Source organism: Sporolactobacillus mangiferae (assembly GCF_023336505.1).
In the GTDB taxonomy this organism is placed as follows: Bacteria; Bacillota; Bacilli; order Bacillales; family Sporolactobacillaceae; genus Sporolactobacillus; species Sporolactobacillus mangiferae.
The window spans coordinates 1-20,544 of the sequence record NZ_JAMAST010000018.1; the positions used below are offsets into that span (position 1 = coordinate 1).

A 20,544-nucleotide genomic window follows, 5' to 3' on the forward strand; every position below is an offset into this window, starting at 1 on the left:
ATGAGATAAAATCTGCCCATGGGCCATATTGTGCGACCAAGTCAAATCCAAGGCCATCAAGGTAAAACTTTTCGGTTTCTTTGATGTCTGCAACTTGCAGATGCAGATGTCCCATTTTTGTTCCTACGGCTATTCTTTTCCAAGGTGCACGATCCCATTCATCGAGCAGGTGCTCATCTAAAGCTTCCGTGGGCATGAAAACACGTCCGTTTTCCCATTGCCATGAATCCGAAGAACGGTCGCGGTAAATTTCGATCCCATTTCCATCTGGATCTTCTAAATACAGCGCTTCACTCACTGCATGATCAGCACCGCCAACGAGCGGATATCCTTCTTTCATAAGATGTGCGGCTATCGCTGCCAGATCTTTTCGTGTTGGCACAAGCAGCGCAAAGTGATAGAGACCGGCACTCCGCTTCTCCAGAGGCAGTGCGCCATCTTTCTGTTCAATTGTAATGAGCGGGCTGAGCCCGTTAGCAGTAAATGTGATCAGATTTGCCTCCTCTGTTAAGAGGCTTAATCCAAGCATTTTTGTATAAAAATCCTTTGATCTCTGCACATTTTTTACATACAGATCGACTCGGTCAACATAAGTGTATGGTGCTTTCTGAAAGTCCATTTGCAATCCCCCATTAAAAACGTAATAGTTACTTTATGTAAGTAAGTATATATTAATAAGTATACGATGTCTAATTATTTTTACCTCCCAAATTAATGGAAACCTTAACGTAATGGAATAGTCTTTGAAATAGCGTAGAAAGAAAAATAAAAAGAGCATATCCGCTCTTTGTGGATATGCTCGCCACTGCCTTGTATGATCAGTATTTGAATTGCTTAACGACCTGATCGAAGTGCTCGGAGGTTTCTTCCAGATTTTGTGCTTCCACTGTTATTCCGGTCATTGTCTGCTCAATTCGATTCATCGATTGATTGACTTGAGTGACACTTGCTGAGGTTTCTTGTGCCACCGCTGCCACTGCATCAATGGATGTTTTCATCTCAAAGCCAATCTGATTGACTTCCTGCAAACGTTCGGATACTTGTTTCATGTGCACACCGATTATCTGTACCTCATTATTGATAGATGCCAGTGCTTCATCGGTATGCTTCATCTGACCCACACCTGTTTCAGCGTGCTTTCTGCTTTCTGAAAGCGCCTCTTCTACAGTTTCTGAACCTTCATGAATGTCCTGCAGCAGTTCAGCCATTCCCTTTGCTGATTCTGATGTCTGGTTTGATAGTTTTCGAATGGAATCAGCAATGATCTGGAATCCTTTTCCCGCATCCCCAGCTCGTGCTGATTCGATCGTCGCGTTCAAGGCAAGCAGGTTTGTTTTACCGGCAATTTCATCGATCAATTCAGTCAATTGATTCAAGTTGCTGAGGCGAGCTTTAAAATGTTCCATCTTCTGTCTTGCTTCAAGAATACTCGAATCGATCAACTTCATCGTTAATTGTGAATGCTCAACAAGCCCCTCGCCCTCTTCTGTCAATTTTGAGGCATTAATTGTTTTTTTCACAACGGAGGCTAATGTGCCAACCTCCTGATCCAGCTTATGCATGAAGTCTTCGGTAAATCTGGCCATATTGCTTGTACTTGCCGCCTGATCCTCCAGACCATGGGCGATTTCATTCATCACTTTTGCTGTTTCATTGCTTTCCTGAGAGACTGTTTGCGTTGTCTCGATCAGTGTCCTGCCGCTTTTTTTCGTCATCTCCGCTGCCGATCTGATTGCCTGAACGATCGTCAGCAAATTAAGTTTCATCTTTTCAATTGAATCAGCAATTAAAGCAAGTTCATCACGTTTTTTGTGATTATGTATCTTTTCTTTATCTTCGCTTAAGTCACCGGAGGCAATACGATCAGTGGAAGCAATCACTTGTTTAAAGGCCGTGCGTGTTTGCCGGCCGATCCACATGGTAACGGCAACACTGATTGCAATAGTCAGAATGACGCTGACTGATAAAAACACTAATGCCCCAAGTACTTGATTGCGCACATTTTCAATCGCACGCTTTTCATCATTAATGACTGACTGGCGCAATTTATTGACATTGCTGATAATAGATTGCTGCACTTTGACCTGTTCCTTATGAACCTCTGTTATTTTTTGCTTATCATTCATTAAAACAGCCGGCACAAACTCACTTTGGAATAGATTAAATGTACGTGCATCCGCACTCATAATTTGGGTAAACCATTTTTTTTGTTCTGGCGTCTTCATATACGGCTTCAATCTTTTCTCCGCTTTTGTCAGCTTCATTTGATCATTTGTATAGAGTTTGACTGATTGATCGCCTGGATTGAGCAAATAATCAACGACTCTCGCATCCTTGGCACGAAACAGAGAACCGATTTCAGTAATTTGCGCCGCACGCTCCCCTGCTTCCCGGGCCTTCTCTGCTTTTTGCATCGTCTGCTCTAAAATAATTGCCGACGCGGTTGCGGAAATAAGCGTAAGAAACAAAACGATAAATAGTCCAATGGAAAACTTCATGCTGATAGTCAAATCTGTCCATGGCAATCGCATTATTCTAATGTTGCCTTTCAAAATCATCCCCCCGTTGTCCTGTGCTTCATTGCCTACTCTATTAGTATCAAGGAAATTTTTCTTCGAAAAAGCCATTTTATGTAAAGAAATTGTAAAATTCATATTTACACTATTTATTCGTTTTGATCTGATCCTTTTTCATCTCTGCTAAAAGAGCCGAAAAATCACAAATAAATAGTCTATCTTCCCCTTCTCTCCTCATAGAATTAATAGAGCAAAAGAGATAATGACATGAGGAGGGACGGGTTTGAATCCGATAAAATCACCAGATACAACTCATCGTACAATAATACAGCAACTACTCTACCACTACGTTTTTGTTTTGATCCTGATCTACGGACTCGCCATCCTCGTTGGCATCAGTCAAATGAAGATTAGTTATATTGAAGATGCAATGCAGAAAGCCAATTTACCGGCAAGTGTATTGCTGACAGAGACTTTTGGTGGCGAAAATGTTATTTATAACCACGCAATTAAAGCGCAGGAGCGTCCAAAATCAGTCTTCCATTTTTTATTTGAAGCAGCGACGGATCTCCATTTTGACGATAACCGAAGTCTGTTCGGATCAGAACTGCCTGGATTCACTATCTACAACACGCGTATTTTTGTTGCGGGAAAAGGCTTAAACTACAATAACCTGCCACAGGACAATCCTCCGCCACCTGAAATTAACATCGAAACGCCTGCGCCGAAAAAATCAGAGGAGAAAAATGCAGATCAATCAAATACAAAGCTCAAAAAAACGGTTCTGATTTATCATACACACCCGTGGGAGTCATATAACCCGATTAATAATGGGCAGGCAACAACAACAAATCCAGACAAAAGTGTAGCGATTGACGGAAATGAAATCGGCAGAATTCTTGCTCAAAATAACATTGGCTATGTTCATCTCATTAAACAGGGCTGGGGCTATAATGAAGCCTATCAAAGTTCACGCGCAATCGTTCAGAAAGCAATGAAAGAAACGCCGACATTAAGTTATCTGATCGATATCCATCGTGATTCTTCCGGAAGAAAGATAACAACCATGAGTCGCAATGGTGTCGACTATGCAAGGATCAGCATCGTTATTGGTGAAGCCAACCCAAATTATTCGGCTAATCTTTATTTGGCAAAAGAAATAAAAAGTGAACTGGATAAGCACTATCCGGATCTGGTGCGTGGTATTGTTGGCAAGACAAAGTTAACCGGGAACGGTGTCTATAATCAGGATTTGTCGAAAAATGCAATTCTCGTCGAAATCGGCGGTATCGATAATAACGAGCAGGAAATTACACGCAGTTCAAAGGCGTTTGCCGAAGCACTTGTACATGTGATTAAAAAATAAAAAGAGTTGTAATATTTAGCACCTGGTATTAGTATTAAGGTATAAATGTTGCTATTGCATTTATTTTCTGTACTGATAAGGGAGATGAGATCGATATGGAATTCACGGATCTGATTGCACCACAGAAATACAACCTGACGAGCGAGATCGATCGATTTAATTCAGATCGAATTGCACTGCGCTGGGAAAATGAATCCGGTGAAAAACGAACGGTTACGTATCACGAGTTGATTACAAAGGGCAAACAATTTGCAAATGTGTTAAACAAATTGGGCATCAAAAAGGGCGATAAGATTATGACGATTGTACCAAGAATTATTGATGCTTATATTATATATTTGGGCGCTCTGAGAGCCGGCATTGCGGTCATTCCTGGTTCGGAACTGCTCCGTTCCGGAGATATCAGCTTTCGAATTAATCAGGGCCAGGCAAAAGCGATCATTACTTATAAAGATTTCACAGATCAGGTAGATCATATCGAGGAACAGATGACTTCACTGCAATATAAAATTTCGGTAGCCGGTGATACGGATGGATGGCTGTCAATGAACGCTTTGATGGACGGAGCATCGGACGTCTATTCAACAGTCGACACCGATAAAGATGATATGGCATTCCTTACTTATACTTCCGGGACCTCGGGAACACCAAAAGGGGTCGTTCATACACATGCCTGGGCATATGCCCACCTTAGAATCGCACCTAAAAAATGGCTGAACATTAAGGAGGGGGATACAGTCTGGGCAACTGCCGGTCCCGGTTGGCAAAAATGGATATGGAGTCCGTTCCTGTCAGTGCTTGGGAAAGGCGTGACCGGATTGGTTTATTTTGGACGTTTCCATCCGGAAAAGCAACTGCAGCTGCTTCAGGATTACAAAGTCAATGTACTTTGCTGCACACCAACCGAATATCGATTGATGTCGAAAGTCGATCATCTTAAAGAATATGATCTCTCGAATCTTCATACCGCCTGCTCAGCTGGAGAGGCATTAAATCGCGGTGTGATTGACATTTTTAAAAATACCTTTGACATTCAATTGAAAGACGGTTATGGTCAGACCGAAAGTACATTGCTTATTGGCACACTCGTGGGAAAAGATGTACGTATCGGCTCCATGGGTCAGCCTATCCTCAATGAATTCATTACGATCATTGACGAAGATGGCAATCCAGTACCTGAAGGGGTTGTCGGTAATATTGCTGTGCGTCGGGATTTTCCGGCTTTGTTTAAAACGTATTATCAGGAACCAGAACGTTATCAGGCAGCCGTGCTTGGCGATTACTTCCTCACAGGTGACCGCGCGTCCCGAGACGCGGACAACTATTTCTGGTTTCAGGGCCGGCGTGATGATGTGATCATCAGTTCAGGATATACAATCGGACCGACAGAAGTTGAAGATGCCTTGCTGAAGCACGAAGCGGTTAAAGATTGTGCGGTGGTTGCAAAACCGGATACGATTCGTGGCAATATCGTTAAAGCATTTGTTGTCCTTAAAGATGGCTACACAGCGGATCCGTCACTTATTCCGCAACTACAAAAGTTTGTGAAACAGCAAACCGCGCCGTATAAATATCCACGAGCGATTGAATTTGTATCCGACTTACCCAAAACCGTATCCGGAAAAATCATGCGGTCAAAGCTTCGTGAACTGGAATTGCGTCGCGCAGGCGAAAAGCAAGGCAAATAATGCCTTTCCCTGCCATGTCATCAGAAACAGGTACCTAAAAAATCCCATAGATTCATTCCTGTCAATAAAACAAGAGGGTGTCTCAAAAGTCATTTGACGATGAGATGCCCTCTTGTTTGATCAGATCATGCATATGCAGATAGCGAAGTCCCGATTGGGCACGATAAACTCTATGGGAGAAGCCGGTTTATGTCATTCTGTTTCCTGTGTTGCCGACATGATTGCGGCGACCTCTCTCAATCGCTCCTTCCTTGTTCACTCAACTTAATGATCAAGTACATTCGTGAAAGGAGTAACCGGGAATAAAGATGAGCAGATAAATCCTGATGTCACCGTGATCAACAGAATGAATAAAAAATAAAGATCATATACGCTCCATCCAATTTCATAGTAATAGGTTCGGGCTTCTGTCATTGAGAAACGTTTTGCCTCCATAGCAATTGCTGTACGCTGGGCGCGACGAATGGACTGCGCCAGCATCATCAGTAAATAACGAATCATTTTATTAGAAAAAGCCTTCACGCCGTGCTGGTTTGCCATGCCACGAACACGCATTGCCTGACGAATATGTCCAAGTTCTTCCCCCATGACCGGAAGCATGCGAAAGGCGGCAAGACATCCATACGCATAACGGACGGGCACTTTTAATTGCTGCATCAATGAATAGAAAAACGGGACCGGTAATGTAGTCGTCGCAAAAACCATGCCGATCAGACTGAAGCAAAAAGTTCTTAATCCGAGCATAATTCCCCGTGCAAGACTTTCCTGTGTCATCATAATCAGCGAATAGTGAAAGATGACTGTGTTCCCTTTCCCGAACAGAATCATGGCTGAAGCACTGAACAGAGAGAGAATCAAGGTTAAGAGCACAAAACCAAATGACCATTTCCCACTTAACCCACACGCAAAAACATAGAGTACTAAAAAGAAAACCGAAGCCCAGATCATCGTATTCAGATTGTGTACGAATAAATAAAGAATAAACAGCGATGAGGTAAGCAGAAATTTCAAACTGGGATTAACTTTAAAAAATAATTTGCCTCGGTTCGCTATGATGTCACCCATTCCGCTCCCCCACTTTGTTTATAGCCATCACAGTCATCTTTGATGATTCGGCCGCCATCTACATGAACCACATGTGTTGCAAAGCGTCGGACAATTTCCATTTCATGTGTAACCATTACAATGGTTGTTCCTTCATTCTGCAATTGCTGAAATAAGTCCAGTAAAGCGAATGTATTTCGTGCGTCTTGTCCAAATGTCGGCTCATCCAGTATCAGCACGTCCGGATGATTAATCATCGCGGAAGCAACACTGAGCCTCCGCTTCTGTCCTGTCGATAGCTGAAAAGGATGCTGCAGGCGTTCATTTTTCAAATCATATTTTTCTAACTGACGGCTGACCCTGTGTTCGATTTCGTCGTCGCTTAGTTTCTGTATCCGAAGGCTGAATGCGAGTTCATCTTCAACTGTATCGGTAATAAATTGGTGCTCAGGATTTTGAAAGACAAATTGGACATGGTCTTCAGGTTTTTTAAATGGCCACTGAATTTGTCCGTTTGATCGCAGTAATCCCATTATTCCCTCGATTAAGGTGCTCTTCCCTGCTCCGTTTCGTCCAATAATGGCAACCCACTCACCACGGAAAATGGTCAGCTGTTCAGCAGTGAACTGCGCTTTTTTTTGTCGATAAACAACAAAATGCTTAAGCGTAAGCACCGGGGAGTCTCTGTCAATACTGTCGGTGTTCTGTAGTTCCTTTCTGCCTGAATAACCGGCCCACGCGTCCGGATGCCAGATGCCAAATGCATCAAGCTTACTTTTGTAACGTGTCAGAATATCATTTTTGGGACCGTCCGCGAAAATTTCGCCGTCCGCATTGAACAATACGACACGGTCAATGAAATCCAGGACATGGTCAATTTTATGCTCGACAATAATCAAGGTTCGATCGTGACCGATACGCCGCACGGTTTGCCAAAGTGTTTCTGTTCCTTCGGGATCAAGCAACGCGGTCGGTTCATCCAGAAATAAAATCTCCGGTTCCAGAGCAAGAATGCTGGCAATGGCCAAACGCTGTTTCATGCCACCTGATAACGTCCGAATCAGCTGATGGCTGTTCTGTAACTTTAATTGGACCAGATCTAAATAATACTGAATCAGTTGCGGCATCCTCACTCTCGGAATACGACGGTTTTCAAGTACAAAGGCAATCTCCTCATCCACATAAGGCATGCAGAACTGTGTTTCGGGATCTTGGAAAATATAGCCCCAGCGCTCCGGTATCCTTTTCCATTTTGTTCGCATGGGCAGTTCAATACTTTTTGGAGCAAGGCCGGATAACACATGTAAAAAAGTCGATTTGCCACAGCCCGACGGACCAAGAAGCAAAATTTTCTCCTTCGCTTCAAAATGAAAGGAAACATCTTTAAAAAGCATGGTATTTTTCTTAGGGAATGCGAGGCGAAGTTTTTCGACGCCCCAACGGTCCTCTTTATTTGTCAAGGACATCATAGTCTTCCTTAGTAACCGGGCGAAGTGACTGTGTTACTCCTGTTTTTTCCAGCCCTTTAACGAGCACATACGGGAGCAGTCCGGAAAGCAGGATGGCACCAATGATGCGAAAAATTAAATACAGGATCAAATTCCATCCGGCAAGCATCGGCAAATAGGCGTAACCTGCATCCAGAATAATCGATGCAATTAAAGCAGCAAATGCTGACAAAGAGACGACGCTGACTGAGAACTTTTTATACCGCCAAATAGCAAAGACTGCTTCGGAAAAAGCGCCTTGAAGCAAGCCGTAGTATAGATTAACGATTCCGCCGCTTCCGGCAAACAACATTTCAGCAAGTGCGGCTGCCGTTTCAGCAAGAAAGGCAACACCAGGCTTGCGAATCAGCAGTGCCGCAAATGGCGCTGCAATGAACCAGATGCCGTACAGCAACGCATCCAGATGCAGACCTAACGGCTGAACGAGATCATAGACTGGCCCCATCAGTCGAAAAACAAGTCCGAACACAAGTGCAATGACGATCGTAACAAGAATATCGGTTAAATTGAGTATAGTGTTTTTTCCTTTACTCATGGCAAAGGTTCCCCCTTAATTGTTACGAATATTTCATCCAGATCCCATAAAGAAATACCAGTCCGAAAATGAAAAACCGCTTTCATAATCATGAGAGCGGTTGTTGTTTTTCTTTTCAACCACTTTCCTACGCTGGCATTATCCAGATCAGGTCTAAGGGTCGGGAAATTTCCCTCTCAGCATATGATATGCACCCCTAGTGGACGAACTATTCATATTTTATTTTGACAAACTAACTTTACTACATCTCTATCGTTTCATCAAGCACGAGCATCCGTTGTATAAAATAACGAGTGATACACCAAAATAAAGCTACTTAGGTGAAACAAATCGGGGTTTTATTTATGAGACGGACAGGAATATTATTTTGGAAATCTGTGGTAGTGAGCACGCTCTTATTTTTTATTTTATTGCTGACAGATACTTCTGTAAGCAAAGCGGCGGTCGATCAGCTGATTAAAAGCGAACCTGCAGAAAGCGGTACCGCTATTATCCAGAAAGCTGATCTTATTGTACATGCGCGTCTTGATGAGCATATAAATCGATGGGATACGGGGCAGCGCCTCCCATCTGGTGCCCATTTCGTAAATGCCGAACAAGAGATTCATGTTCAGCAAATACTTAAAGGGCATACGGCAATACCGATGAACTTGCTGACGACGGGCATCGAACCGCTCCCTGCTCCCAGCGACTCACTGAACAAGCAATATACCGGTCCGCTTGCGGACGGAGAATATGTGCTGTTTTTAACACGTTATTCCTCATCAGGATTATTCATTTTAAGTAATGGCTTTTCCTCGGTTTATCCGCTTTATTTGGGTAAAACAATTGCTTTGGAAGATGGATTTCACGAATTTAGCGGGAAAACAATACCTGAATTAAAGCGTATGCTGCATACTTTCCAATAACCGTCCTCCCATTTTTCTCTGATCCAGTAATAATTTCTCTGGACAGGCCATATAGTCTACTAAAACAAGCCGAAATGGGAGGAAACAAGCCATGTTAAAAACAGACACATCGACCTATACGACCAAACGAAATCACATTTCTGCACGTATGGAACAAATCACCGCAAAAATCGAGCGTCTGTCCGCTGAAGAATGCTTGAATTGGATTACTCAGGCAATGTATCGTATCATTCTGTTCCTGGGTGTTCCCTACTTCCTTTATGTGCTCATTTCATTTATTCGTATGAACCATTAATTAGACATGACGTTCACTGGTTGCCTGAAGCATGGTATCCAGCACGTAATCAATTGATTTGATGGTTTCATAAAACCTTCTTTTCCGTGTATCTTTCTGAAAAGCGGTCACGCAAACAATTGCCAGATTATCGTAGGTGTCTTTAATCTGAACTGGGAAAAGATGCGCCGGTCTCTCAAACGCAGCCCATTTTTCAGCAAGTGGACGCCACTTATCGATAAGTATCTGCATGTGATCCGCAAATGGTTTAATTTCACGGTAAAAATCTGCTTGATCGTTCTCCTGTTGTGTCCGTTCCGTAAACTGACGATAGGCGGCTTGATTTAAATCTTTTAGTTGTCGGGTCAGCCGGTACAGCTGTGCTTCCATATCCTGATCCACAGTACACTCACTCCAGTCACATTATTTCTTTCAGTGTACCATGCGCTTATAAACGGGCCTTCATTTCTGCCTGAACCTGTTTCAAAAATAATCTTTTTGATACGGCACAAGTTCCGCTCCCTTTAACTAAGCAACTGAATTTTTTGCTTCTTTATGCTTTTTTTGCATACACTGCCAGTCTCTCCGCCAAAGAGGATCGACTCAAGCCGGCCGGATTGATATGGATCTGCGCCTCTCGCGGCATGTGCCAGCAGGTCTCCAATTTGATGCATTTTCTTTTTGGATTCTGAAAGTTTTGCCTGGCATAAGAAAAGATGGTTGTCGATAAGTGCCTCGTTTTTTCGAATAACTTTATTTTCAACCTGCTCCAGCTGCATCATCAAATAATCAATCTTAAAGTGAAGTTCCTGAATACTTATTCCCTGCTTTGCATGCATCCTGTTCCCTTCTCTCTCCGAGTTAATAGTGAAGAATTTCCACGCACAGCCGGAATCCCCTTCTCTCTCGACAAAACTAGAAGCAATCTCACAAAACTAGAGCAAATAGGCAGGATTCCTCCTGCTTTTTGCTTTGCTAAAATCTGCTGTTGTTTTTACTAGAGAAGATAATCATGCGAAAACATAACCTCTATGCGGCGGACTTTGGTATACTGATTTATGAAATAACCTGCTAAACCATGAATCTTTTAAAAGGAGAGCTGATTGTTCATGACCGTCTTTTATCCTAACGGGCAGCCTTACCGCAGCGCCAGGCAGACTAATGATAAAAGAACGGAGTCTGATGTTGTGTATGGTCACCGCGGGATGACATTGGAAGATGACTTAAATGCCACCAATCGTTATTATATAGAAACCGATCAGGCAGTGATTTACAAGAAGCCGACCCCAGTTCAGATCGTGCATGTTGCCTATCCCAAAAGAAGTGCGGCAAAAATTACTGAAGCTTATTTTCGCAAGGCATCGACTACTGATTATAATGGTGTATACCGGGGCAAGTACATAGACTTCGAGGCCAAAGAAACGACGTATGCCGGATATATTCCGTTAAAAAACTTTCACATCCATCAAGTCGAGCACATGAAGCGCATTAAGCGCCACGGTGGCATTGGATTCATTATCGTTAAATTCACGCAAAGTTCGGAAACGTTCCTGCTTGATGCCGATTATCTGGCAATGTTCTGGGACGCTTCTTTAAATGGAGGCAGAAAATCAATCCCCAGGCAGTTTTTTGGTGATCATGGCTACATGATTCCTCAAAACTATCTTCCCCGAATAGACTATCTTCGCGTTGTGAATGAGGTCTATTTTTAAACAGGTCATAATCTCTTGAAACAATCGAATACTATAAAACGTAAACCATGGGATTGGCTTTTGGAAAGGTAGGATCAGACATGGTTGAATACCATACGCGAATGGAAAGACGGCGCGCTGCCGAAACAGAAAAACAAAAAGGAAATCAGCACGCACCGATAAAAAAGAAAAAAAAGTCAGGCGGTAAGAAGCATTGGATGAAAAGAATTCTGATCATTCTATTGCTGACGTTTCTGTTTATGATTCTTGCCGGTACTATTTTTGTGCTCGCCGTGATCAGAGACGCGCCAAAATTGAATGAAAACGCGCTTCATAACGAAGTATCATCTGTCATTTATGACCAAAACGAAAAAAAAGCTACAACCGTTGATTCGGGACAGCATCGACAGTATGTTTCAATCGATTCGATCCCACTAACAGTTCAAGATGCATACCTTTCGACTGAAGATGTCCGTTTTTACAAACACATCGGTATTGATCCGATCCGTATTATGGGTGCAGGCGTTGCCCAGTTTACAAAAGGGTATAAATCTGAAGGAGCGAGCACGATTACTCAGCAGGTCGTACGAAATGCCATGCTGACGCAGAACAAGACATTTACACGAAAGATACAGGAAATGTATCTTGCCATTCAGTTAGAAAAGAAGTATACAAAAAAACAAATTCTCGAAATGTATTTGAACCAGATCTATCTTGGAGGCGGGCCCACATATGGCGTTGCTGCAGCCTCAGAACGCTATTTTGGAAAAAATGTGAAAGACGTGACGTTGGATCAGGCTGCAATGCTGGCGGCAATGACGCGAAATCCAGGTTACTACGATCCGATTAAGCATCCTAAACAAGCCAAAGAAAGACGGGATCTCGTTCTTGACTTAATGGTTAAGAACAAAGCGATTTCAGCTGCTGAAGCGGCAAAAGCAAAAGCGGTTCCAATGAAACAGATGACTAAGGGGCACCATAGCGTACCGGTAAGCAATCGTAAGTACGGCGCATTTCTGGATTATGTGCGTTATGAGCTCGTTAAGGTAAAAAAAGTGATCACAGAGCAAGAATTTGATTCTGGTGGATTAAAAATATATACCACACTTGATCCGGAGATTCAGCAGCAGACACAAGACGTGCTGAACAACGAAAAGTTATATCCGAATGTCCAGAAGAACTTCCAGGCTGCCGTGTCTGTCCTGGACACACAAACCGGAGCAATTCGCGCCCTTGGTGGCGGACGAAATTATAAATATTTGAATACGAACTGGTCATACGATGCACAGAGAAATGTCGGCTCAACAGCTAAGCCGATCATTGATTACGGACCGGCAATCGAGTATTTAAAATGGCCGACTGATTACGAAGTCAATGACTCGAAAGAAATTAAATACAGCTGGGGAAAAGAAATCAACGATTGGGATGGAAAGACACTCGGGAAAATGACCATCCGCAAAGCACTGTATTTGTCAAGGAATATTCCCGCATTGCAGACTTTCCAGAAAATTGAAGATCAGCTTGGCGGCACAAAAAGCATTCGTACCTTTGCAGAAAAGCTTGGATTTACAGATAAAGTCTTAAAAAATCTGGGAGAATCGTATTCGATCGGTGGCGGTGGCTTTGCCTCCAATCCGCTGCAGATGGCCGGTGCCTATGCTGCCTATGGTAACAATGGTATCTATAATCAGCCTTATTCTGTAATAAAGATTGTTAGACCGGATGGAGAGGTTATTCAGCTTGATCATGCTCGGCATGTGGCGATGCATGATTACACAGCTTATATGATTACGGATATGCTTAAAGATGTCATGACACGGGGAACAGGTGTAAGTGCCAATATAGCCGGCGCCAATCTTGCAGGAAAAACGGGTACGCAAAATGTACCGACCGATTACGCGGATCAATTTAATATCAATGCATACGGGCGCAGCAAAGGCTCTCTCGATGCATGGTTTGTCGGCTACAACACCCGATTAACTGCTGCAGTCTGGACTGGCTATGATGCAAATAAGAAAAAAATTGGCGATAAATCTTACGGCTCTTACTTAGGCCCAAACGAGCAGTCCTATGCCAAAGCAATCTTTAAGGATATTATGTCAGGATTCATGCCTGGTGCATCTGATTTCAGGCGTCCGAACTCAGTAACCGTTCTTAGTGGAGGAGAATTGGCGGTTAAAAATTCAAATGTGAGCAATCATTTTAAACAGGAACAAAAGTCGGACAGTTCCAGCAGCAGTTCTGCTCCACCGGAAAGCAGCAATTCAGAGAGCAGCAGTTCGAATCCGGCAAGCAGTAGCAGCTCCGCTCCACCGGAAAGCACCAGTTCGTCAAGCAGTAGTTCTACTCTGCCAGCAAGCAGTAATCCGGTAAGCAGTAGTACTTCTGCCCCACCGGCGAACACGGGAGAAGAACCTAATCCTTAATTCTGTTTTTTAGGTTTCACAGTAAAGAAAACATGGCCCGCATTTGTGTGCTTCCCTACTTTCGGACCGATTAAAAACAGCGACCGTCATTCTAATGGTCGCTGTTTTTATATTTCAATTAATGATTAATGTGTTGTGTCTTTCGGCAAGAACGTCTCTTCGCTGAATCTTCTGTAAGGAATCACCTATACCATAATCATTTTTACACACGTTTTCTTTTTTGCAGATAGGCCGCTCTCTTTTTTGTGAATTCCCGCTCCAGCTCATCCAGTTGAACAAAAGATAGATAACGGCTCGGCTGATGCAGTAAATAATTTAGCCTTTCTTTGCAATTAAGCGGAACAGCGGACAGAGTACTTATATTTTCGTACAAATCTACTTCATCCAGTGATTGAACCGGACACCCATTTGTCCAGAACAATTGATCAATCAATGCGGCAATGGACCGAATCATCGGTGCCCTGGCCTGCTCATACTTTCGCTGATGAAAGCATGAGCAGAGCGCATCTCGGTTCTTTTTCCAGTAAATATGAAAATAATTTTCTTCCTGTTCCCATGGCCATGGAAAAGAAAGCAGAACGTTGTGATGATAAAGCATGTCGTATAGAAAAGGCGTTTGAAAAGTATGGGGCTTGGAAACAGAACACTTTTCAATTCTTTTCTGATTTACAAAAAACGGTGCAAAGCGAAAGGAATCAGGTATCTCAAGATTTCGCGGCAAAACGTTCATAGCCTGCTGCACTTCCTTTCATCCGTTTTTTCCCTTCTCTGCATACGTCCAGCAATGGGCATTCCGGGCAATTCGGACGTTGCGCTTTGCAGTGATATCTGCCGAAGAAGATGAGCCGATGATGCGTTTCCGACCACTTTTCCCTCGGAAGCCGGCGCATTAGTGTTTTTTCTACGTCAAGAACACTATCTTTCCATCGGCATATCCCTAAACGTTTGGCTACTCGCTCTACATGCGTATCAACAGCAAGAGCCGGTTCGTTAAAAGCAACGGAAACAATGACATTTGCTGTCTTTCTTCCGATTCCAGGCAACTTCAACAGCTCATCCCGCTCTCTCGGCAGGACACTGTTATAGCGCTCGATAAGCATTTGACACATTTCTCTAATGTGTCTGGCTTTATTTCGATAAAGTCCGATCGAATGAATATCATTCTGAAGTTCTTCCAATGGCACAGCCAAATAATCATCAGGTTCATGATATTTTTGAAATAATTTTGGCGTGACGCGGTTCACTAATGCGTCCGTACATTGTGCAGAAAGCATAACGGCAATCGCCAGCTCAAAAGGAGTGCTGTGGTTAAGTTCACAGTGTGCATCTGGAAACATTGCTTCAATTGTATTGATGATTGCATCAAATTGTATCTGGTTCAGTTTTACTGCCTCCTTTATTCGCCCTGACCAAGCCAATTGTAGGTAGGCATTTTCGGTGTTTCGTCCGGCTCCCTTTTCTCTGATGAACGTATTTGGCGGCTTCTAATGCGTTCTCCATGTGCTTTCGCCTGTTCAAGCGTTTTAATTCCGTTTTTCTTCCAGTCAAATAATATGCGATCAATGTAACGAAAGTTCAGTTTTCCGGACACTACTGCCTCACGCAATGCTGCTTTTATGAGCACGGGAGAATGTCGGTCCTGATCCATCCACATCGCCAGCGTTTCACATTCAATCGGTGAGAGCGGTCTTCCAAACTCAGTTTCAAACAATGTATATAAGGTATTCTCATTATCTTTTACAGACATGTCTGTTTCACTGCGATACGCAGCACGTATCAGTTTTTCCCACAATGGATCAAGTGAGTATGCCTCCGCGTAAAGCTGCTGGTCGTTTTTCTGAATAATTGAGAGATATCCGCGCTGAATCAATTTGCGAAGCAAATCGGCACAATCGGTTCCATCAAGACTCATACGTTTTGCCAGATCATCGAAGGTAGGGAAGTCATCGCCTTTTGCGAGAAAAGAATGTACTTGAATAAGCATCATGCATTCCTGTTCGTCCAAGCCGATCTTATGGTAATATTCAATCAGCAACGAAGGTACGGATACAGTGCTGTTCTCAATCAGTTTCACCAGAAATTTTACATCCATTTTGCGACACCTCTATAGACATTATACCATGGATTGACCTTCTTTAATGGAATTCAGTTCAGATGTGGCAGCACTCCGGTTGTAGACTCCAAATAACATCAGGCGTATAAAGCCAAAAGAAATAAGCCTGGTTTATTGTTTACCAGGCTTAACACAAATCTGGATCAACTGTGATCATGGATAAATTCGGTTGAGCAGTCTTGGAAACGGAATCGTTTCACGAATATGATCAAGCCCGCAAATCCAGGCAACTGCACGTTCCAGTCCAAGACCGAATCCGGAATGAGGCACTGATCCATATTGACGAAGTTCCAGATACCATTTATAGGACGGATCATTCAAATGGTACTGTTCATAACGTTTTTTCATCAATTCCAGGTCGTCAATACGCTGACTGCCTCCAATAATTTCGCCGTAACCTTCCGGTGCAAGCAAATCTGCACATAAAACCACTTCTTCTCGATCGGGATCTGGTTTCATATAGAACGCCTTGACCTTTGCCGGATATTCGGTAACAAATACCGGAACATCAAAATGCTCAGCGATTGCTGTTTCGTGCGGTGATCCAAAGTCGTCGCCCCATTCGATATCGGTAAATCCCTCCTGCTTTAAAAAGTCAATTGCTTGATCATAGGAGATTCGTGGGAATGGTGCCTTGATCTTTTCAAGCTTTGTCGTGTCACGCCCGATTGTTTGCAATTCTGCTTGGCATTTTTGCAGTATCCGCTGTACAAGATAGGTGACGTAGCGCTCCTGTATTTCCAGACTCTCTTCGTGCGTGCAGAATGCCATTTCCGGTTCAATCATCCAAAATTCGATCAGATGTCGTCTGGTTTTGGACTTTTCAGCACGAAATGCGGGACCAAATGAATACACTTTGCCCAGCGCCATTGCAGCAGCTTCCATATAAAGCTGGCCGCTCTGGGATAGATACGCATCCCGCTCAAAGTATTTTGTATGGAAAAGATCGGTGGTCCCTTCGGCCGAGCTGCCAGTCAGAATCGGAGGATCCACTTTAGTGAAACCATGGTCATAGAAGAAATCATAAGTCGCTTTAATGATTTCATCACGAATTTTCAAAATGGCGTGCTGCCTGCTCGAACGAAGCCACAGATGGCGGTGATCCATTAAGAACTCTACCCCATGTTCTTTCGGTGTAATCGGATAATCATGTGCGATCTGAATGGTCTTCAGCGAGGTGACGGTAAGCTCGAACCCGCTTGGTGCGCGTCTGTCTTCACGAACAGTGCCTGTGATATATAAAGAACTTTCCTGTGTCAGCTCTTTAGCGTTAAGCCAGGTTTCTTCGCTGACTTCGTTTTTCAAAATGACTCCTTGAATATAGCCGGTTCCGTCTCGAAGCTCGAGAAACTGGATTTTCCCGCTGGAACGCTTGTTTGCCAGCCAGACGCCGATTGTAACTTCAGAACCGACATGATTTTTCACATCTGAGATAGTTGCTTTCATGAATCTATGTGCCCCCTGCTTAATCTGTTCAATATGATTTGCGGTGTTTCTTAATGAAATGTTCGATGCGGTCAAGTGCATGCTCAAGATTTTCCAATGAAGTCGCATAGGAAAGGCGAACATAGTCCGGCATGCCGAATCCCGCTCCCGGAACTATGGCCACTTTTTCTTCGTCGAGCAAGGCAGCTGACCATTCAGTTACACTGGAAAAGCCGCATGCATCACTCAGTTTGCGGACATTGGGAAACAGGTAAAATGCGCCTTGCGGTTTGATACAGGTCACTCCGGGGAGTGCAGACAGCCGCGGATAAATCGTATTTAAACGTTTTTCAAAAGCCTGCCGCATCGTTTCAATGCTCTCCTGCGGTCCATTATAAGCCGCGATTGCTGCATACTGAGAAATAGATACGGGATTGGATGTGCTGTGACTTGCAACGGCGGTCATCGCTTTAATTAACCCTGCATCAGCAGCCGCATAACCGATGCGCCATCCGGTCATGGAATGTGATTTTGATACACCGTTAATCACAACCGTATTTTTCTTTACACGTTCAGAGAGTTGTGCAATTGAAAAAAATGTGTTGCCATTATAGATCAGCTTTTCATAAATTTCATCTGAAATGATTAAAATATTATGCTTCAGGCAAAACGAAGCAATCGGTTCGAGTTCTTCTTTTGAATAAATCATGCCAGTCGGATTGCTTGGCGAACTAATGATCAGAGCCCTTGTTTTATGAGTTGCGGTCTTTTCCAGATCAGCAACTGTCATTTTAAAATGATTTTGCTCGGCTGTCGCAATGAAAACCGGTACGCCGCCAGCCAATTTGACTTGTTCCGGATAGCTTACCCAATATGGAGCCGGAATAATGACTTCATCACCCGAATTGAGCAATGCCTGAAACAGTAAATAGAGAACATGCTTCGCTCCGTTTCCAACAAGGATTTGTGTCGGATCGTAATCAAAGTTCTGATCTCTTTTCAGTTTGCCGACAATTGCTGCCTTCAGTTCCGAGAGACCGCCTGTCGCCGTATATTTTGTATGTCCGGCCTTTGCTGCTGCGTAAGCTGCCTCAATAATAAAGTCGGGAGTATTAAAATCAGGTTGTCCTGCACCAAGCCCAATGACATCATATCCCTGTGCCTTAAGTTCTGCTGCCTTCGCTGTAATTGCCAAGGTGCTTGATGGGGTAATCGTCTCCACTCGCTTTGAAAGCCGCATTTTTCTGTTCCTCCCGCAAATGTTGTCTATTGTTTGTTTTTTACACGTCCAAAATACGCTGTGCTTCTTTACCGTCATTAAAATAAAAAGAAACGTAATTATAGTTGTTTCCTGAATTCAGGAATGTAATTTCCCAGACAGGATTGCCGTTAATCGCACCAAGACGAATGGAAATAATTTTTTTTACGTCAAGTCTCTTGTCTGATAATTTTTGAAGTGCTTCTTTTTTTGTAATGCCGGCATGAGCCGCCCGTAAGATAAACGGTGCTCTTTTGGGATGGTCAGGTACCCAAATGTAAATATCCTGGCCGTTTCGCTCGGCCTGAATCACCTGATAAGCCTCTGTTCCATTATAAGGTACAACAGATTTTACATGATTGAAAGTATAAGACTGATGAGCCCTTTTGACTGCATCCTCCGCCGAACGGTTTTGACCACTGATATTACTTGTATAGAGTTTCCACCCACCAATCAGAAATAAAAGAGCTGATGCCGTTGCAACAATGAGAATGATTGTTCGTATTTTTTTCAAAACATCACCTGGATTTATGTACACACGGAGACAGTATATCCCCGCTTACAAATTATACAGCATAAGCATTATTTGAAACATTGGCACACAAAGGATTATGCCTGCTTCCAAAGCAAATTAATCGTATCGATTCTTAAGAAGAAATGCAAGTGTAAATGTGTATAAACACTGGACCGAACCAGCAATCTTTCATTAACATTCAATAGTTATATTGTCAATTAAGCGCGCCTGGTCATAGCAAACGGCGACAGCAATAATGATTTTCCCGTGCATTTCTGGATGCATGCGTTTCAATTCGGGATAGTTCAAAGCGTCAACATAATCAATCTGACCAAGTTTGAGATGGCTATGATAGTAGTTACTAACCGTTGCAATGATACGGTCGAAATTCCTTTCACCTTTTTTGATACAGCAATGCCCGTGCTGCAGCCCTTGATAAATGAAGGGCGCTTCACGTCGCTCGTCTGGGCGGAGTCTTACGTTGCGGGAACTTTTTGCCAGACCGTCAGGCTCGCGAATAATTGGGCAGGCAATCAATTTGATCGGAAAGTGAAACGACTGAATTAATGCCTGAACGATGGCAACCTGCTGCGCGTCCTTCATACCAAAATAGACGTGATCTGGCTGCACAATGGTGAACAATTTACTTAATACAGTAGCAACTCCATCGAAATGTCCTGGCCTGCTTTTTCCGCACAGTACATCTGTCCTTGCATTGACTTTAACCGTGATTTCTTCTCCATTTGGATAGATGGCTTCCGTATTCGGGAGAAACAGTGCATGAACGCCGCATGATTCTGCCAGCATTGCGTCCCGCACCGGATTTTTTGGATAATGAATAAAATCTTCTCTTTCTCCAAATTGTGTCGGATTAACAAAACTGCTGGCAATCACAACATCTGAATTTGCCGCAGCTTTTTTAAAAAGCGAGGCGTGCCCTTCGTGCAAGTACCCCATCGTTGGGGCAAAACCAATAGTCTTTCCGTCTCTTTTTTGCCTGTAAGCAAAAGCGTATACATCAGACGGATTCTTGAATTGAAGCATTTTTTTTGCGCGCAGCAGACGCATTATTATTCCTCCTCTTGTCCTGAGGAGTTTCGAGCACATGCCTGCACTCGTCTCTCCGTCCATGTCCGATCCCGGATCATAGCAGACTGAATACAGCAATACTCGATCAGATAAAATCATAGTACCGCTTTCATTGAAATGCAGCCTTTGCAAGATTTTTTTCTGATCGGCACTCTCATTATAGCAAAAAGCCGCTCGATTTTTTAAACG

General features: G+C 43.3%; 20 protein-coding genes and 1 riboswitch. Of the genes, 6 read left to right on the top strand and 14 right to left on the bottom strand.

Annotation, left to right across the window (positions count from 1 at the left end; translation table 11 throughout):
- Together M3N64_RS11750 and M3N64_RS11755 are read right to left on the bottom strand one after the other, a co-directional pair.
- Positions 1-619 (bottom strand): VOC family protein (locus M3N64_RS11750; protein ID WP_249102447.1); only part of this gene is annotated, 619 nt, incomplete at its 3' end.
- 199 nt (positions 620-818) lie between these two features.
- The gene (locus tag M3N64_RS11755) at positions 819-2,552 is read right to left on the bottom strand and encodes a methyl-accepting chemotaxis protein (protein WP_249102451.1); all 1,734 of its coding nucleotides are present in this window, start codon (positions 2,550-2,552) and stop codon (positions 819-821) included.
- 247 nt (positions 2,553-2,799) lie between these two features.
- On the opposite strand from M3N64_RS11755, the gene spoIIP reads away from it, so the two are divergent.
- Entirely contained in the window at positions 2,800-3,882 is a 1,083-nt protein-coding gene (gene spoIIP / locus M3N64_RS11760) for a stage II sporulation protein P (RefSeq protein ID WP_249102453.1), read from the top strand.
- 95 nt (positions 3,883-3,977) lie between these two features.
- Complete coding sequence (gene mbcS / locus M3N64_RS11765) at positions 3,978-5,570, top strand: acyl-CoA synthetase MbcS (protein WP_249102455.1); 1,593 nt, start codon at positions 3,978-3,980, stop codon at positions 5,568-5,570.
- Between the two features lie 264 nt (positions 5,571-5,834).
- On the opposite strand, the gene M3N64_RS11770 is transcribed toward mbcS, so the two are convergent.
- From M3N64_RS11770 to M3N64_RS11780, 3 genes are read right to left on the bottom strand one after another with little or no spacing between them, the layout of a single operon-like run.
- Positions 5,835-6,635 (bottom strand): energy-coupling factor transporter transmembrane component T family protein, encoded by an 801-nt coding sequence (locus M3N64_RS11770; RefSeq protein ID WP_249102458.1) that lies wholly within the window; start codon positions 6,633-6,635, stop codon positions 5,835-5,837.
- Positions 6,620-8,080 carry an ABC transporter ATP-binding protein gene (locus tag M3N64_RS11775; protein WP_249102460.1) on the bottom strand — a complete coding sequence of 487 codons (1,461 nt, stop codon included), beginning with the start codon at positions 8,078-8,080 and terminating at the stop codon, positions 6,620-6,622. The genes M3N64_RS11770 and M3N64_RS11775 overlap by 16 nt, the downstream gene beginning before the upstream one ends.
- The gene (locus M3N64_RS11780) at positions 8,064-8,657 is read right to left on the bottom strand and encodes an ECF transporter S component (RefSeq protein ID WP_249102464.1); all 594 of its coding nucleotides are present in this window, start codon (positions 8,655-8,657) and stop codon (positions 8,064-8,066) included. The genes M3N64_RS11775 and M3N64_RS11780 overlap by 17 nt, the downstream gene beginning before the upstream one ends.
- 107 nt (positions 8,658-8,764) lie before the next feature.
- Positions 8,765-8,865, bottom strand: a riboswitch (TPP riboswitch).
- 175 nt (positions 8,866-9,040) lie between these two features.
- On the opposite strand from M3N64_RS11780, the gene M3N64_RS11785 reads away from it, so the two are divergent.
- Both M3N64_RS11785 and M3N64_RS11790 read left to right on the top strand, forming a co-directional pair.
- Positions 9,041-9,565: a hypothetical protein gene (locus M3N64_RS11785; protein WP_249102466.1), complete on the top strand. Its 525-nt coding sequence runs from the start codon at positions 9,041-9,043 to the stop codon at positions 9,563-9,565.
- A 91-nt stretch (positions 9,566-9,656) separates the two neighbouring features.
- Positions 9,657-9,860: a hypothetical protein gene (locus tag M3N64_RS11790; RefSeq protein ID WP_249102469.1), complete on the top strand. Its 204-nt coding sequence runs from the start codon at positions 9,657-9,659 to the stop codon at positions 9,858-9,860.
- On the opposite strand, the gene M3N64_RS11795 is transcribed toward M3N64_RS11790, so the two are convergent.
- Positions 9,861-10,241 (bottom strand): YppE family protein, encoded by a 381-nt coding sequence (locus M3N64_RS11795; RefSeq protein ID WP_249102472.1) that lies wholly within the window; start codon positions 10,239-10,241, stop codon positions 9,861-9,863.
- Positions 10,242-10,363: 122 nt separating this feature from the next.
- Positions 10,364-10,678 (bottom strand): hypothetical protein, encoded by a 315-nt coding sequence (locus M3N64_RS11800; protein WP_249102475.1) that lies wholly within the window; start codon positions 10,676-10,678, stop codon positions 10,364-10,366.
- A 270-nt stretch (positions 10,679-10,948) separates the two neighbouring features.
- On the opposite strand from M3N64_RS11800, the gene recU reads away from it, so the two are divergent.
- Together recU and M3N64_RS11810 are read left to right on the top strand one after the other, a co-directional pair.
- The gene (recU, locus tag M3N64_RS11805; protein WP_249102476.1) at positions 10,949-11,551 is read left to right on the top strand and encodes a Holliday junction resolvase RecU; all 603 of its coding nucleotides are present in this window, start codon (positions 10,949-10,951) and stop codon (positions 11,549-11,551) included.
- 80 nt (positions 11,552-11,631) lie between these two features.
- Positions 11,632-13,956 carry a transglycosylase domain-containing protein gene (locus M3N64_RS11810; RefSeq protein WP_249102481.1) on the top strand — a complete coding sequence of 775 codons (2,325 nt, stop codon included), beginning with the start codon at positions 11,632-11,634 and terminating at the stop codon, positions 13,954-13,956.
- A 202-nt stretch (positions 13,957-14,158) separates the two neighbouring features.
- Here M3N64_RS11810 and M3N64_RS11815 read toward each other — a convergent pair whose 3' ends face one another.
- The 7 genes from M3N64_RS11815 to panC form a co-directional block, all read right to left on the bottom strand.
- Positions 14,159-14,686: a YpoC family protein gene (locus M3N64_RS11815; protein WP_249102482.1), complete on the bottom strand. Its 528-nt coding sequence runs from the start codon at positions 14,684-14,686 to the stop codon at positions 14,159-14,161.
- Positions 14,661-15,311, bottom strand: coding sequence for an endonuclease III (gene nth / locus M3N64_RS11820; RefSeq protein WP_368389917.1), 651 nt, complete (start codon positions 15,309-15,311; stop codon positions 14,661-14,663). Before nth ends, M3N64_RS11815 begins: the two co-directional genes overlap by 26 nt.
- Positions 15,312-15,352: 41 nt before the next feature.
- Positions 15,353-16,048, bottom strand: coding sequence for a DnaD domain-containing protein (locus tag M3N64_RS11825; protein ID WP_249102483.1), 696 nt, complete (start codon positions 16,046-16,048; stop codon positions 15,353-15,355).
- Between the two features lie 174 nt (positions 16,049-16,222).
- The gene (gene asnS, locus M3N64_RS11830; protein ID WP_249102484.1) at positions 16,223-17,515 is read right to left on the bottom strand and encodes an asparagine--tRNA ligase; all 1,293 of its coding nucleotides are present in this window, start codon (positions 17,513-17,515) and stop codon (positions 16,223-16,225) included.
- Positions 17,516-17,543: 28 nt separating this feature from the next.
- Positions 17,544-18,734, bottom strand: coding sequence for a pyridoxal phosphate-dependent aminotransferase (locus M3N64_RS11835; RefSeq protein WP_249102490.1), 1,191 nt, complete (start codon positions 18,732-18,734; stop codon positions 17,544-17,546).
- Between the two features lie 40 nt (positions 18,735-18,774).
- Complete coding sequence (locus M3N64_RS11840) at positions 18,775-19,266, bottom strand: cell wall elongation regulator TseB-like domain-containing protein (protein ID WP_249102493.1); 492 nt, start codon at positions 19,264-19,266, stop codon at positions 18,775-18,777.
- A gap of 192 nt (positions 19,267-19,458) precedes the next feature.
- Positions 19,459-20,310 (bottom strand): pantoate--beta-alanine ligase, encoded by an 852-nt coding sequence (panC, locus tag M3N64_RS11845; protein WP_249102589.1) that lies wholly within the window; start codon positions 20,308-20,310, stop codon positions 19,459-19,461.
- Positions 20,311-20,544: the final 234 nt, after the last annotated feature.